Raw genomic sequence first — 14578 nt, 5'->3', positions numbered from 1 at the left:
CCAAAATATTCAGACAACAATTTCCAAGGATCAAATATGAAAGTTACCTGTCCCGAATGTAATTTCAGCAGTGAAATTCCAGAGGAAAAAATACCCGCAAACGCCCAGTTGGCAACCTGTCCGAAGTGTGGAATAAAATTCCAGTTCCGGGAACTTCACCCCGCTGACGACAGTTCAGCAGGAGATATCGAAAACTCCCCCTACACTACTGAAGATGAAGTTCATGAGAACACATATGCGCAGGATGCGTACAGGGAAGAGCAGTACACCTCCCCTGCGGACAGTTCCGAACAGCAGTATGACGCGGAGTACTCAACGACACCGGACGAAACTGAAACACCTTATACCGAAACAGAAGACAGGGTGGAACCGTCCCAGTCCCGGAGCATAGGCGCTGAAAACCTTCAGAATGATGAGAAAGCGGATATCTGGCAAAAGCTTGACTCCATGAGCCCGGAAAACGGTGCCGCAGAAGAAAAAGCACCCGGTTCCACGCCCAAGGGAACCGAAGTTCCCTTTGAACATCTTGAAACGTACGGATTTTTCCCCGGTATATTTCTGACCATAAAAAAAATTCTGCTCTCTCCGGCAAGTTTCTTCACGGATATGGAATTGACCGGTTTCATCAAGCCGCTTATCTTTTTCATCCTGCTGGCGGAATTTCAGGAAATATGCAATTTCATCTGGGCCACCGCCGGGGTTGACTCCGCCGTGACATCCGATGTGAGCCGGATGGTCGGCGATTCGGTCATTGCCGAATCCCTGAGAGACGGTACTGCTTCGGCCCTGTTCTCACTGCTGCTCTATCCGCTGATGCTGGCCGCGCTGAGCTTCCCTCTCATAGGCTTCACGCATGTTATGCTGATGATCTTCGGAGCGGGAGAAAGAGGCTACCAGGCAACATTCCGGGCCACCACCTATTCATACGCTCCGATAATTTTCTGCGTTATCCCCATAGCCGGAAATATGATCGGCGCCGTGGCAAGCGCGGCCATATCAATAATAGCCTACAAAAACATTCATAAAACTTCATACCTGCGAGTTGTTCTTTCAATGGTGATGCCTATTGTGCTATTATTGGTCATTCTGGGATTTTATATGAATTTCAACCAGCCAACAATTTAACGAGTTTCGCGGGGACCAGCATGTTCGGATGGATGAACGGGATAGTTTCAAATATCAGGCGACGCATCAGGATCGCCAAGGAGATCACTCCCAGAAGTTTTCGGGCCATGGCCGGGGAGATTTCCGATCTTGCCGATGCCTGTGCCCAGACCTGCTCCCCGCAAAGCGATATGCTCGGCAGGGTGGAACGAATCAAATACGAAATGTCCCAGCTTACCGAACTTACCCGCCAGCCGAAATTCAAAACACTGTCGGTGCAACGCAAAATGGAACTGAGGGAAAGCCTGATTCAATCCCGGGACCAGATTCTGAAATCCATGCAGGATGCACCCTCTCCCACTAAAATCATACAATAAACAAGGGCGGCTTTTCATACGGAAAGCCGCCCTTTCATATTTTTATTCCAGAACAACGGAACGGTTATTGCAATAAAGTTGACACCTGTAGTATGGTCAATTTTCGGACACCAATGAATCAAATCCGCCAGACGGTTAAAGACATGAAAAAAATTCTGCTCGTAGTCATACTTATGTTATCGGCCTGCACGCATTTCGAACCGCAGATTTCCACCCAGTCCATCTATTACGAGGACTCGGATGTGCAGCTTTCCCAGTTGATGGTCTACTCCAGGCCGGAAAAACCGCACTACGGACCGCTATCAGCCTTGTTTTATCCCTTTCACGTAACCCAGACCATGTACAAATCCAGCGACTGGGGCAGGCAGATTGCCAAAGGTGTCTGGCAGAACTGGACCGGCCTGCAGATATTCCCTTCCATGGTTTATGATGAAAGCCTGCACTACCGGGGACTTGAAGAAGCACTTTTTACCGCCAGATCACGAGGATACGACCTGCTTGTAGTCGGCTTCGTTCCCTACCTGTATCTGGGGCACACAATGGACGATTCCGCCATGACCCTGCAGGTGAAAATCTATGAGACAAAGCGTGGACAGATGCTCTGCTCTTTCGAACAGTCAGGCCGGGTGGAAAAGAAAATGGATGACGATTTCATCATCGTCAAACGCGAACACCGCATGCCTGATTCAGCATTCTACAAGATAGTACAGGCCATTGCCACGGACATGGCCGTTCCGCTCACATCCTGGGCAAGATATGAAAAAAACAGCAAGGGCATGATCGCCGGGCTCAAGCCGAACATGGTTGAAATGGCCCCTCCGGCAGCAGGTATACAGCCGGAGGACTCGATACAACCGGCCGAAGCTCCGGCCACGGTAAAAACTCCTACTCCGGCGAAGACTCCGGACCAGACCGCAAAACCAAAACCCAAATCGATAAACCTTGCCGTGCAGTTCGACAGTGATTCATCCGTGATCAATCAGGACTCATATCCGTTGTTGAATGAACTGGGCAAGGCGCTTATAAGCAACAACCTCAAGAACAAGCGCATACTCATAGCCGGTCACACCGACTCCGATGCCTCGCCGGAATACAACCTGAAACTCAGCAAGGAACGCGCCGAGGCCGTAAAACAATACCTGACCCAGAACTTTCCAATTCCCCCGCAGCGCATAGGGACAACCGGATTCGGAGAATCGCAACCATTGGTACCCAACACTACAAAATACAATAAACTTCTCAACCGCAGGGTCCAGGTCTCCATAATCCCGTAACAGACACGCAATAAGTAAGGGAGCCTGCCCGTGCACATATTTAAAACATGCACGGGCAGGCCTTCAGCTTGAACTCCTTTCCTGCTCCCTTTCCACGAGAGCAGATCGACACAGCGACGGTTTGCACTGAAATCCTGTCAGCTTCCATAAACAATGACCAACCCAACCGGGAGGTTTTTACAGTTCCAGCCCACTCTAATTTGTGTATAATTTCAACACTTATCCCTTAAATTCCGACACATTATATCAACACCAACTTACGCTCACTTTGCCCTTTTCCCCTGCTCACATTTATGTTACTCCAAATTTCGCATTCTGTTACGCATACCCGATTGTTTTCCGCTTGACTAAAGCCAAACAGTAATTATTATCGCTTTTACTCATCAGGGAACACATCGCTTCAAACCGACAGCCTGGCGCAATTTTGCAGCTAGGGAGGACTTTATTAAATGATTGGTATTTCAAAATTATACTGTGGAGCAGTAGAATCTTCCGACGCACTGCGCTACGGACGTGATTCCGGCAAACTGCCTTCTCACCTTCTGCAGTTTTCCAAAGATAAAAAGCCTGTTGTCGTCTGGAACATGACCAGACGCTGCAACCTCAAGTGTGTTCACTGTTACGCTCAGGCTGTCGACCCTGACGGTCAAGACGAAATTTCCACGTCACAGGCAAAAGAAATCATAGATGATCTCTCCGCATTCGGTGCACCCGTAATGCTTTTTTCCGGTGGAGAACCCCTGGTTCGCAAAGATCTGGTCGAACTGGCCAGCTACGCCACAAGCAAAGGCATGCGTGCGGTTATTTCCACCAACGGAACACTAATCACCAAGGAGAAAGCCCGCGAACTCAAAGGCGTAGGTCTTTCCTACGTAGGTATCTCCCTTGACGGCGGGGAAGAAACCCACGACAAATTCCGCGGCGTTCCCGGTTCCTACAAGAAAGCCCTCCAGGGTGTTGAAAACTGTAAAGCTGAAGGACTCAAAGTCGGTCTGCGTTTCACCATCAACAAACGCAACTGGACCGAAGTTCCGACAATTTTCCGTATTCTCAAGGACCTCGAAGTTCCCAGAGCCTGCTTTTACCATCTGGTATACTCCGGTCGCGGTTCCGAACTGATCAAGGAAGACCTTGACCATGCAGAAACCCGTCAGCTCCTCGACCTGATCATGGACGAGACCAGAAAGCTTCATGATGAAGGAAACCCCAAGGAAATCCTCACCGTGGACAACCATGCGGACGGACCCTACGTTTACCTGCGTCTGCTCAAGGAAGACCCCGCACGTGCGGAAGAAGTCCTCAAGCTGCTGCAGTTCAACGAAGGCAACAACTCCGGACGCGGAATCGGCTGCATCTCCTGGGACGGTCAGGTCCACGCCGACCAATTCTGGCGCAACCACACCTTCGGCAATGTTCTCGAAAGACCCTTCTCCGAAATCTGGACCGATGAAAATATCGAACTGCTGCACAAGCTTAAAGATAAAAAGGCCCACGTGGGCGGACGCTGCGCCTCCTGTCGCTACCTGAAAATCTGTGGAGGTAACTTCCGCGCCCGCGCTGAAGCCTACTATGATGATATCTGGGCTCAGGACCCGGCCTGCTATCTCACTGACGAAGAGATCAAGAAGGACTAGACTGCCGGCTTTATAAATCGCAGTTTTATAGCTTTGATGCGCTTCGCGCTTTTGAATAATTTGATTTCGCCGCTGGCGGCCAAAGGCCCATTAGCCCTTAGGCGAGAAGCGCGATTTGAGTCTTAGGGATATGGAGAGCAGAGATGGCTAAGCCCCTTTGGAATCCCTAATCGCTAAGCGACAGGCACGGCGTAGCCTAATTAAAAGGTTTTGGGATTCTTAAACCCTTTTGTAAAAGGGTTTGAGGCCCCCGGCAGGGCGCCCCGCGAGGCCGCCGGAGGCATTCAATTACAAAATCTCGGTTAATGTCGACGATAAATATACCATCCCGGCGGGCTTACTAAGGTCCGCCGGGATTTGTTGTTTACACGGGATTCGATCCGCGCAAAAATGCCGGGAAGAATCCATACGGAGACAATTTCCGTCGGTACACTCTGCCGACCAACGGCAGACGGACCATTAATAAAAACAAGATCGCCGCACACCCGTAAAACGGGCATGCATGCGGCCAACACAAGTATAAGGAAGGCTGAAAATGATATTTGACTTCCACAGGGGACGCAGACTCAGGCGCACCCCGGTCATTCGCGACATGGTACGGGAAACTTCCCTTTCTCCTGCAGACCTGATGATGCCCTACTTCGTAGTGGAAACCGATGATCAGGACTTCAAGAGTCCTATTTCATCAATGCCGGGCCAGTTCCAGCTGAGCCTGAAACAGCTTGAAAAAACAGTCGGCGAAGCAGTTGCCAACGGCCTGAAGAGCCTCATCCTTTTCGGCATTCCTGCGGAAAAGGACCCCGTAGGCACTCAGGCATACGCCGAAACGGGAATAGTTCAGCAGGCAATAAGCATGATCAAGGACCGCTGGCCGGACCTGCTGGTCTGTACCGATGTATGCCTGTGCGAATACACCTCGCACGGTCACTGCGGACTCATCAAGGACGGCATAGTCCTCAATGACCCGACCCTGGAACTGCTGGCCCAGACAGCTCTTTCCCATGCGAAGGCCGGGGCGGACATGGTTGCACCTTCCGACATGATGGACGGACGTGTTGCCGCCATTCGCGATGCCCTTGACAATAACGGCTACGAAGACCTCCCGCTGATGTCCTACGCCGTCAAATACGCTTCCGCCTACTACGGACCGTTCCGCGATGCAGCTGAAAGCGCACCGCAGTTCGGAGACCGCAAGACGTATCAGATGGACCCGGCCAACGGGCGCGAAGGACTGAGAGAAGCTGCTGCCGACGTGATGGAAGGAGCGGACATCCTTATCGTGAAACCTGCCGGTCCTTATCAGGACATCATCCGTCAGGTCCGGGACAACTTCGACGTTCCGGTTGCCGCTTATCAGGTCAGCGGAGAATATTCCCTGATCAAGGCCGCAGCCCTGAACGGCTGGATTGACGAAGAAGCAGTGGTCATGGAATCCCTTATCGGCATCAAACGCGCCGGAGCGGACATAATCCTGACCTATTTCACTGAAGACGTACTCAAACGCATGGGTAACCGATAATGAGCGATAAAAAAATGACACATCCGGGCGGACATCCCGGCGGACATCCCGGCGGACATCCGGGCGGACATCCCGGAAAACAGGGGCACCCCGGTGGACATCCGGGTGGACATCCCGGAGTAAATCCCCTGCCCGGCAAAAACGCCGATGGCTCCCCCCCCCTGCGCCTCATAGCCTGGGAAATAACCCGTTCCTGTAACCTCGCCTGCAAGCACTGCCGTGCCGAGGCACACCCGGAACCGTATTCCGGAGAGCTTTCCACAGCCGAAGCCAAGGCGCTCATCGACACCTTTCCCGAAACCGGTAATCCCATCATCATCTTCACCGGCGGTGAGCCTCTGCTGCGCCACGATGTTTTCGAACTGGTGGAATACGCCAAGGGAAAAGGACTGCGCTGCGTAATGGCCCCCAACGGGACCCTGCTTACTGCCGAAAACTCGGTACAGCTCAAGGAAGTAGGCATCGAACGCTGCTCCATTTCCATTGATGCCGCCGAAGCGAAATACCACGATGAATTCCGTGGGGAAAAAGGCGCTTTCGATAAAGCCATGCAGGGTATTCAATACCTCAAGGATGCCGGCATTGAATTCCAGATCAACACCACGGTGACCCGCAACAACCTGCATATGTTCAAGGACATCTTTCACCTGGCCAAGGATCTGGGCGCGTCGGCCTGGCACATCTTCCTGCTGGTTCCCACCGGGCGCGCGGCCGAACTCGGCGCGGAAATCATTTCTGCCGATGAATATGAAGAAGTGCTCAACTGGTTCTACGATTTTCAGAAGACCACCGACATGCAACTCAAGGCCACCTGCGCCCCGCACTATCACCGCATCCTGCGCCAGCGCGCCAAGGAAGAGGGAATACCGGTCAACTTCGAAAACTTCGGGCTCGACGCAGTAAGCCGCGGATGCCTTGGAGGAGTAGGCTTCTGCTTCATCTCCCATCGCGGACAGGTGCAGCCCTGCGGCTATCTGGAACTGGACTGCGGGAACGTCCGCGAAATCCCGTTCCCGGAAATATGGGCCAAATCCCCTCAGTTCCTCAACCTGCGCAATCCCGAAACCTATGACGGAAAATGCGGCCACTGCGAATACGAAAAGGTTTGCGGAGGCTGCCGCGCCCGTGCCGCCACCATGGAAGGCAGCTACCTCGGTCCCGAACCTCTGTGTTCCTACGAGCCGAAGAAAAAAGGAAAGAAGGATAAGTAGATGGATGCAGTAGACAAAGACATTCTGGGCATAATCCAGTCCGGCTTCCCCATAGTTTCCCGGCCCTATGATGAAATAGGACAGCAGGTGGGCATATCCGGAGATGAAGCCCTTGCAAGGGTCAACACCCTGCGCGAACAGGGTGTCATCCGCCGCATCGGTGCCAACTTCGGCTCCCGTGAACTGGGCTGGCATTCCACCCTTTGTGCAGCCAGCGTTCCAGAAGACAAGATGGATGAATTCGTTGCCGAAGTTAACAGCCATCACGGAGTTACCCACAACTATCTGCGCGAAAACGAATTCAATATCTGGTTCACCTTCATCGGGCCGGACAAGGAAACCGTAACGGCGACACTTGCAGAAATCACCGAGAAAACCGGAGTCCGCATTCTCTACCTTCCTGCCAGCAAGCTGTTCAAGATCAAAGTCGATTTCGATATGTCCGGCGAAAAGGAGGATGAATAATGTCTGAACGTGAAGTAATAATATCCCCGTCCCTGCTCTCCTGCGACTTCAGCAGACTTGCCAACGAACTCAAGGCACTGGAAGAAGCTGGACTCAAATGGGCACACCTTGATGTCATGGACGGCAGGTTCGTTCCCAACATCACCTTCGGTCCTCCGGTAATCAAATCCATGCGCAAGGAGTGCGGCCTGTTCTTCGACTGTCACCTGATGATCGAACAGCCGGAGCGCTACATAGATGAATTCGCCGATGCCGGGGCAGACCTGCTCTGCATCCACGCGGAATCCACCGTGCATCTGGAAAGAGCCGTGGCCGCAATCGCCGAAAAAGGAATCAAGCCGGCTGTCGCGCTCAACCCGGCAACGCCCCTTGAATCCATCAAATACCTCGTCCCGCAACTCTACATGGTCCTGATCATGTCCGTGAACCCCGGATTCGGCGGTCAGAAGTACATCCCCTTCTGCACCCAGAAGGTCCGCGACCTGCGGGAAATGATAGACGGCATGGGAGCCGACACCCTCATCCAGCTTGACGGCGGAGTGACCATGGAAAACTGCCGCGAACTGGTCGAAGCAGGCGCAGACGTCCTCGTCTCCGGATCGGCCTTCTTCAAGTATCCACCCTACGCCGAACGTCACAAAATGTTCCTGAAAACATGTGCCGGTTGATCCCCGGATACGTGACTGAATAAACAAGACCGCAATATGCAACATATTGCGGTCTTTACTTTTTTGTCTACCGGCGGTCCTACTAATCACTAACTATACGGGCTAAATGGAATCGTAATCCTCATCTTCATCCGTAGCGATAATGGCATTGGAACGCCAGAGTTCATCGGGATCGCCGAAGCTTTTCTTTGCTTCGCGGAATCCGAGATTGAACGCCTTGACGTTGATTTCCCTGATCTTGGCCGGGAGGATTTCTTCCAGATTCTTACGCATTACCCTTTGCTGGGCAAAGGGGAGCAGATAGGTAGCGGCACCGAGCACAATTGTGTTCATGGCCTGTACCAGTCCGATTTTTTCCTTGGCCAGATGGGTAAAGGGCAACCCGATATACTGGTTGACCGGCGGCTGTTTGACAAGATCGGTCTCGATCATCAGCAGTCCGCCCGGCTTCAGGTTGCGGTAATACATGTTGCACGCTTCCTGACTCAACGCAATGAGCAGATCGAGTGACTCGGCTTTGGGGTAGCTTATTACGCTGGAACTGACCACGAGGTCGGACCGGCTGGCACCGCCGCGAGCCTCAGGTCCGTAGCTCTGTGTCTGGGTAACGAAATAGCTGTGCCCGAGGGAAAGCCCGGACCCCATAACCTTGCCCAGAGTCAGAATCCCCTGCCCGCCAAGCCCGGAAAGCCTAATTTCAAAACGATTGAGGGGCATGTCGGCCATTATGCACCTCCCTGGCAGTGTGCGGCCATTTCATAATATTTCTCTTCAAGGGCCGGCGTATCCTTCTGTACAAATACTCCGGAGGGCACAAACTTGGCCTTTTCCTCCTCACTCAGTGATTCGTAACGTTCAATGGGAATTACTGTTTTCTTGAGCATCTGAAACATTTCCACAGGACTCTTGAATTTGTTCTTGCGCCCGTACTGAGTATGACAGGGAGTCAGAATTTCCACCACACCGAAACCGGGATTGCTGATACCTTCCATGATCAGCTTGTCCAGTTTCTGAACATGGAATACCGATCCGCGGGCAACATAATTGGCCTTGGCAGCTTTCATGAGTTCAACACAGTCGAAACTCTGCTCCATCTGCCCCATCGGGGTAGTCATGGAAAAAGCCCCGCCCGGGGTGGTAGGCGAACACTGCCCGCCGGTCATGCCGTAAATGTTGTTGTTCAGAATAAGGGCTGTAACGCCGATGTTTCTGCGGGCTGCATGGATCAGATGGTTGCCGCCGATGGCCATGGAGTCTCCATCCCCCATGACAACAATGACATGCATGTTGGGCCTGGCCATCTTGATGCCGGTGGCAAAGGTCAGTGCGCGCCCGTGAGTTGTATGCACGGTATTGAAATCCACATAGGCGGCCAATCTGCCGGAGCAGCCGATGCCTGCCACCACGCAGACCTCGTCCTTGGAAAGCCCCAGACCGTGGATGGAGCGGATCAGTGAACCGAGAACAATGCCGTGTCCGCAACCGGCGCAGAAAACATGCGGAAACTTTTTGTTATGCCGCAGATATTCATGAATGAGTTGTGTTCCTTTCATATCAGCCATGGCTACACCCGTGTTAAGACTTTGAGGATTTCAGCAGGAGTGATTATCTGCCCGTCAACCTTGTTGATGGTCCGAACGCTCACCTGACCGTTGTTGACCCTTTTGACCTCTCTGGAGATCTGCCCCATGTTCATTTCCGGCACAACAATGGTTTTGGCTCTGGCCATAATCTTTTCCGTGGCCTTGCGCGGATACGGGAACAGGGTGGACAGTTTCAGCAACCCGGCCCTGACGCCGAGTTCCCTGGCCTGTCTCACGGCAAGCTCGGCCGAACGGGCCACTGTTCCGTACGCGATAACGCAGACATCGCAATCATCTGTTTCAACTTCGTCCACAATCTGCACATCGTGCAGAAACTGATCAATCTTGCGGAACAGACGTTCGTTAAGATCGCGCACCTCGTCCGGTCTGGAAGTGGGAAAGCCGTTCACGTCATGGGTGAGCCCGGTAACGTGAAAACGGTATCCCGAACCGATGGCAGGCATGGGCGGTACACCGCGAACTGTTTCTTCGTACGGCTTGTACCATTCCGGCGGCATGGTGGGAACAATACGGTTGAAGACCTCGTATTCATCATCATTGGGGATGATGATCTTCTCACGGGTGTGGGCGGTAATCTCGTCAATAAGCAGGATAACCGGGCTGCGATACTTTTCCGCAAGGTTGAACGCCTCGATGGTCATATCCAGACATTCTTGAACATTCGATGCGGAAAGGACTATTATGGAATGATCCCCGTGGGTTCCCCACCGTGCCTGCTGCACGTCGCCCTGTGCAGGAGATGTGGGCAGTCCGGTACTCGGTCCTCCGCGCATAACGTTGACGATTACCAGCGGAGTTTCGGTAATACATGCGTACCCGAGGTGCTCCTGCATCAGCGAAAATCCAGGCCCGGATGTGGCGGTCATGGCCTTTCTGCCGGCGAGAGAACCGCCGATAACAGCTCCCAACCCACCTATTTCATCCTCCATCTGGATAAAAGTTCCGTTGGGAATAAAGGGTAGCCGTTGAGCCATGATTTCCATAATTTCCGAAGAAGGGGTAATCGGATAGCCGGAATAAAAAGTACATCCGGCCAAAAGCGCACCTTCAACAACGGCCTCGTTGCCCAGTGCAAAAATTTCCTTGTTTTTTACTTTCTTTGGTCTGGCCATGGAAGTTCACCTTATCCCTTTTCCGAGCCGGAACTCTTGGTTTCCGCAGCGCCGCTTTCCGCTTCGGACTCGGCCTTACGGACTGTTTTTTCAAAAACAGCCCTGCACACTGCGGGAATTTCGTCATCAACCTTGGGGCTGACCATTATGGCGAAGTCCGGACAGTGCAGTTCACAGAAGCCGCAGTTTATGCACTCCTCCTCTCTGACCACCTCGGCCTTGCCCTGGTCGCTCAATTCCATGACCTTACCCGGACAGAAGGCAACGCATATGCCGCAGCCCTTGCACCAATCCGGAAAAATCGTAACCGTGCTTTTTCCCTTGCGTTTAACACTCATAATCTGATCCAGATTGAAGTTACTGAATCCGCCGGTTTTTCCTCTCCAGTGAAAAACTGACGTCCTCCAACAAACCACCCTGAAATACTTGAAAAGTTAACAAGGTGTAAATTCGGCCCTAGCATGGCAATACAGTACATGCAACAGGAATCGAAACTTTTATTTTAATATTATAAAACAAGTCGGACTTAATTGACATGAATATGCTTTGCTTCAAGTTTCATGTACAATGTGGTCCCCATACATCAATATAAACGGATGACTCAAATATATTCCAAAAAAAAGAGTCCCCATAGGGACTCTCTGTATTATACGTAAAAATGCATCCGTACATGCTTTATTTCGCGAACATCATCAAGCAACTGAATCCCGACCGGGCGTCCAGTCAACAAACGGAGAATGAAGATTCTTTTCCGCTCAAACAGTTTCGTTGCCAAACTTGATATCACCATTTAAAAACGCTTCCGCTTCCTTGACGCTGATCGGTTTGGAAAAAAGATAGCCCTGGCCGAACTCACAGCCGAAGGACCGGAGCATTTCTTCCTGACTTTCGGTCTCTACACCTTCCGCCACCACGTTCAATCCGAGGTTATGGGCAAGGTTGACAATGGCCTTCACTATTTCCGTATTCTCTGCAGAATCAAGCATCTTACGGACAAAGCTCAGATCTATCTTGAGCTGGTCCAGCGGGAATTCCTGCAGATTGCTCATGGACGAATATCCGGTCCCGAAATCATCAATGGAAACGAGCACCCCGGCATTCTTGAGGCGGTTGAGCATCTCAACTGCCTGCTTGGCCCTCTCCATTATTGCTGTTTCGGTTATTTCCACCTTGAGATTGTGCGCGGGAAGATCAAACTCGCTCAGGTTTGAAAGTATATTGTCTACCAGAGAAAGCTGTGAAAACTGCCTTCCCGATATATTGATGGACATCATCATGTTCGCTGCGGACTCGTAATTGCTGACCCAGCTCTTCATTCTACGGCAGGCTTCGGTAATCACCCAGTTTCCGAGTTCGAAAATAAATCCCGACTCCTCAGCCATGGGAATGAACTCGCCGGGCATAACCAGCCCGCGCTGCGGATGATTCCAACGGATAAGAGCCTCGAACCCGGCCACTCTGCCGGTCTTTATGGAATAAATAGGCTGATAATCCAGATAAAATTCATTGCCGCCGATAGCCGAACGCAGGTCGCTCTCAAGCTGCATGGCAAGAACGGCCTGATCCAGCATGCGCCGGTTGAAGACCTTGATGCGGTCCCTTCCCGATTCCTTGGCCTGATGCATTGCCACGTTGGCATTCTGGATTATCTCTTCCGGCTTATCGTATTCGGTCGGGCTCAGCAGCACGCCGTAACTGGCAGCTACGTTTATTTTATGGCCCTCTATGCTAAGCGCAACATTGAGGTTCTCCCTTATCCTGCGCACAATACGGATACCCTCACGGGGGGACGCAAGCTCTTCAAGCACAACGATGAACTCATCGCCTCCGAACCTTGATACCGTATCCAGTTCCCGGATTGACTGCAGCAGCCGCTTGGAGACCTCAACCAGCAGTTTGTCGCCTATGTTGTGTCCGAGGCTGTCGTTGATGATCTTGAACCGGTCCAGATCCATGAAGATCACTGCATAATAGTAATTTTCACGTCTTCTGGAACGTTCCACCGCCTGCAGAATCCTGTCACAGCACAAGGTTCTGTTGGCAAGACCGGTCAAAGGATCATGCAGCGCCTCATACTGCAACTGCTTTTCCATGAACTTGCGCTTGGTTATATCCCGCAGGGAAACGCGGAGTCCCAAGGAAGTTCCACTGTCGGACATAACCTGATGCCCGGTCAGGGAAACCCAGCGCAAAAGACCGTCACGCCGAAAAAGACGCATATCCGTTCCATCGGGAGAGAGGAACTGGCCGTTCATGGCCGCCTGCCAATATTCCCGATCATTCTTGTGCAGGATGTTTTCAACCCGCATGGGGCCTTCCATGAAATATGCTTTTGGATAACCGGAAATACGCTCACAGGAAGGGCTTACGTATTTTATGGCTCCGCTCGGGGCAATCCACATTTCCCAGTCAAATGTGTACTCAGCTATAGTCCTGTATTCCTCTTCCGAGGCCCGCAGGGCCTTTTCCATAAGCTTGTAGGTGGAAATATCGGTAATGAAAGCAAAAGTAAGCTTGACCTGATCGTCATCATAAAGATGGGTGGCATTGACATAGATATCCACATCACGCCCGTCCATGTTTGTAAAACTGAGTTCAAAGCGGTACTCGTCCCGGTTCCGATCTGCAAAACGTTCTTCGGCATAATCTCCCAGAACATCGGAGACGGTCCGGCCGAGCAGTTCCTCCCTTGTCCGGCCGAGCAGTCTGCAGAAAGCGGGGTTGACATCAAGCAGCACCTGCGTGCCGTCAATCATGAAGAAACCTTCCGGCGTTGTTTCCACCAGTGCCCTGTACCGCTTCTCGCTCTTGGCAAGGGACTTGGCAGCCTTTTCACGCTTTTCAATTTCTGCCTGCAGAGCCTTGTTGACTTCTTCCAGCCTGCTTTCACGGCTGGCAATTTCCTCGGTCATACGGTTGAACCGGGCCCCGATTTCAAGAAGCTCAATATACTGAAATTCCTCAAATCGATATGAAAAATCCCCCATGGCGACCTTATCCATCCCCTTGCGCAATCTGGCCAGGGGATTTCGGATAAAATAGTCCAGAAGGAATCCTGTAATCACATAAATTACGGCAACCGAGGTAAGAAACGTAAGACTGGACACAAACAGAATCCAGTCTAGATTGCGGATATACGCCCTGCTTGAAAGCTCCAGCCTGATATGGCCGATCTTTTCCTTGTCGATATAAAGGTCGCGGGTGCGGACGATGGGATTTTCGTCCTCTTCTCCGGGACGGACAAAAGTAAAAAGGGGGTCGCCGTTTACATCGGTAATCAGCAGCTTGGAAAAGAGGTCGTTTTGAGTGTAGGCACTGCAAACATGCTTGACCGATCCCATATCAAAATTCCAGATCGGGAATGTAACGGACTTGGAGAGCTGATCGATATAGTTATCCGCTTTTTCTTCGAATTCCCTGCGGAGCATCTTGGAACGACCCATATATTCATAGGCAGTCACAAGCCCTATTATAATGGCGAGCGCAAAGACCAGACACGCTGAAAGATCCCTGGAGATAGACCTTTCACCTTTTCTAAAGAAAAAAAATGACCGTTTAGGGGTTTCCCTGGGTTCCGACATATTTCAGCGCACCATATACAATTCCGTTG

At 51.8% G+C, this 14578-nt stretch carries 13 protein-coding genes; 8 read left to right on the top strand and 5 right to left on the bottom strand.

The annotated features are described in order from the left end of the window. The first annotated feature begins 36 nt into the window (after window positions 1-36). The 8 genes from ACKU4E_RS01605 to rpe all read left to right on the top strand — a co-directional run bounded on the left by ACKU4E_RS01605 (window position 37) and on the right by rpe (window position 8252). On the top strand, window positions 37-1125 hold the full coding sequence (locus ACKU4E_RS01605) for a zinc-ribbon domain-containing protein (protein WP_320169342.1): 1089 nt from the start codon (window positions 37-39) through the stop codon (window positions 1123-1125). 20 nt (window positions 1126-1145) lie between these two features. Next, window positions 1146-1481 (top strand): hypothetical protein, encoded by a 336-nt coding sequence (locus tag ACKU4E_RS01600; RefSeq protein ID WP_320169341.1) that lies wholly within the window; start codon window positions 1146-1148, stop codon window positions 1479-1481. Window positions 1482-1624: 143 nt separating this feature from the next. Further along, window positions 1625-2755 carry an OmpA family protein gene (locus ACKU4E_RS01595; RefSeq protein ID WP_320169340.1) on the top strand — a complete coding sequence of 377 codons (1131 nt, stop codon included), beginning with the start codon at window positions 1625-1627 and terminating at the stop codon, window positions 2753-2755. A 449-nt stretch (window positions 2756-3204) separates the two neighbouring features. Then, entirely contained in the window at window positions 3205-4389 is a 1185-nt protein-coding gene (gene ahbC, locus ACKU4E_RS01590; protein WP_320169339.1) for a 12,18-didecarboxysiroheme deacetylase, read from the top strand. A 535-nt stretch (window positions 4390-4924) separates the two neighbouring features. Beyond that, window positions 4925-5908, top strand: a complete 984-nt coding sequence (hemB, locus tag ACKU4E_RS01585; protein WP_320169338.1) for a porphobilinogen synthase — start codon at window positions 4925-4927, stop codon at window positions 5906-5908. Further along, window positions 5908-7119 carry a heme b synthase gene (ahbD, locus tag ACKU4E_RS01580; RefSeq protein WP_320169337.1) on the top strand — a complete coding sequence of 404 codons (1212 nt, stop codon included), beginning with the start codon at window positions 5908-5910 and terminating at the stop codon, window positions 7117-7119. Before hemB ends, ahbD begins: the two co-directional genes overlap by 1 nt. Further along, the gene (locus ACKU4E_RS01575; RefSeq protein ID WP_320169336.1) at window positions 7120-7584 is read left to right on the top strand and encodes an AsnC family transcriptional regulator; all 465 of its coding nucleotides are present in this window, start codon (window positions 7120-7122) and stop codon (window positions 7582-7584) included. Next, window positions 7584-8252 (top strand): ribulose-phosphate 3-epimerase, encoded by a 669-nt coding sequence (gene rpe, locus ACKU4E_RS01570; protein WP_320169335.1) that lies wholly within the window; start codon window positions 7584-7586, stop codon window positions 8250-8252. The genes ACKU4E_RS01575 and rpe overlap by 1 nt, the downstream gene beginning before the upstream one ends. A 102-nt stretch (window positions 8253-8354) precedes the next feature. On the opposite strand, the gene ACKU4E_RS01565 is transcribed toward rpe, so the two are convergent. The 5 genes from ACKU4E_RS01565 to ACKU4E_RS01545 all read right to left on the bottom strand — a co-directional run bounded on the left by ACKU4E_RS01565 (window position 8355) and on the right by ACKU4E_RS01545 (window position 14549). Next, window positions 8355-8978, bottom strand: a complete 624-nt coding sequence (locus ACKU4E_RS01565) for a 2-oxoacid:acceptor oxidoreductase family protein (protein ID WP_320169334.1) — start codon at window positions 8976-8978, stop codon at window positions 8355-8357. Continuing rightward, on the bottom strand, window positions 8978-9814 hold the full coding sequence (locus ACKU4E_RS01560) for a 2-oxoacid:ferredoxin oxidoreductase subunit beta (protein WP_320169333.1): 837 nt from the start codon (window positions 9812-9814) through the stop codon (window positions 8978-8980). The genes ACKU4E_RS01565 and ACKU4E_RS01560 overlap by 1 nt, the downstream gene beginning before the upstream one ends. 2 nt (window positions 9815-9816) lie before the next feature. Beyond that, the gene (locus ACKU4E_RS01555) at window positions 9817-10968 is read right to left on the bottom strand and encodes a 2-oxoacid:acceptor oxidoreductase subunit alpha (RefSeq protein ID WP_320169332.1); all 1152 of its coding nucleotides are present in this window, start codon (window positions 10966-10968) and stop codon (window positions 9817-9819) included. Window positions 10969-10979: 11 nt separating this feature from the next. Further along, window positions 10980-11306, bottom strand: a complete 327-nt coding sequence (locus ACKU4E_RS01550; RefSeq protein WP_320169331.1) for a 4Fe-4S dicluster domain-containing protein — start codon at window positions 11304-11306, stop codon at window positions 10980-10982. A gap of 417 nt (window positions 11307-11723) precedes the next feature. Next, a complete protein-coding gene (locus tag ACKU4E_RS01545; RefSeq protein ID WP_320169330.1) occupies window positions 11724-14549 on the bottom strand; it encodes an EAL domain-containing protein in 2826 nt (941 codons plus the stop codon). Window positions 14550-14578: the final 29 nt, after the last annotated feature.

This window comes from Maridesulfovibrio sp. (assembly GCF_963677005.1).
Classification (GTDB): domain Bacteria; phylum Desulfobacterota; class Desulfovibrionia; order Desulfovibrionales; family Desulfovibrionaceae; genus Maridesulfovibrio.
This window is presented reverse-complemented; position numbering and strand designations above follow the sequence as displayed.

What these genes read in the sequence shown, in the direction of transcription:
- ACKU4E_RS01605 (WP_320169342.1), top strand. Translation starts at nt 37, where the DNA reads ATGAAAGTTACCTGTCCCGAATGTAATTTCAGCAGTGAAATTCCAGAG.
- ACKU4E_RS01600 (WP_320169341.1), top strand. Translation starts at nt 1,146, where the DNA reads ATGTTCGGATGGATGAACGGGATAGTTTCAAATATCAGGCGACGCATC.
- ACKU4E_RS01595 (WP_320169340.1), top strand. Translation starts at nt 1,625, where the DNA reads ATGAAAAAAATTCTGCTCGTAGTCATACTTATGTTATCGGCCTGCACG.
- ahbC (WP_320169339.1), top strand. Translation starts at nt 3,205, where the DNA reads ATGATTGGTATTTCAAAATTATACTGTGGAGCAGTAGAATCTTCCGAC.
- hemB (WP_320169338.1), top strand. Translation starts at nt 4,925, where the DNA reads ATGATATTTGACTTCCACAGGGGACGCAGACTCAGGCGCACCCCGGTC.
- ahbD (WP_320169337.1), top strand. Translation starts at nt 5,908, where the DNA reads ATGAGCGATAAAAAAATGACACATCCGGGCGGACATCCCGGCGGACAT.
- ACKU4E_RS01575 (WP_320169336.1), top strand. Translation starts at nt 7,120, where the DNA reads ATGGATGCAGTAGACAAAGACATTCTGGGCATAATCCAGTCCGGCTTC.
- rpe (WP_320169335.1), top strand. Translation starts at nt 7,584, where the DNA reads ATGTCTGAACGTGAAGTAATAATATCCCCGTCCCTGCTCTCCTGCGAC.
- ACKU4E_RS01565 (WP_320169334.1), bottom strand. Translation starts at nt 8,978, where the DNA reads ATGGCCGACATGCCCCTCAATCGTTTTGAAATTAGGCTTTCCGGGCTT.
- ACKU4E_RS01560 (WP_320169333.1), bottom strand. Translation starts at nt 9,814, where the DNA reads ATGGCTGATATGAAAGGAACACAACTCATTCATGAATATCTGCGGCAT.
- ACKU4E_RS01555 (WP_320169332.1), bottom strand. Translation starts at nt 10,968, where the DNA reads ATGGCCAGACCAAAGAAAGTAAAAAACAAGGAAATTTTTGCACTGGGC.
- ACKU4E_RS01550 (WP_320169331.1), bottom strand. Translation starts at nt 11,306, where the DNA reads ATGAGTGTTAAACGCAAGGGAAAAAGCACGGTTACGATTTTTCCGGAT.
- ACKU4E_RS01545 (WP_320169330.1), bottom strand. Translation starts at nt 14,549, where the DNA reads ATGTCGGAACCCAGGGAAACCCCTAAACGGTCATTTTTTTTCTTTAGA.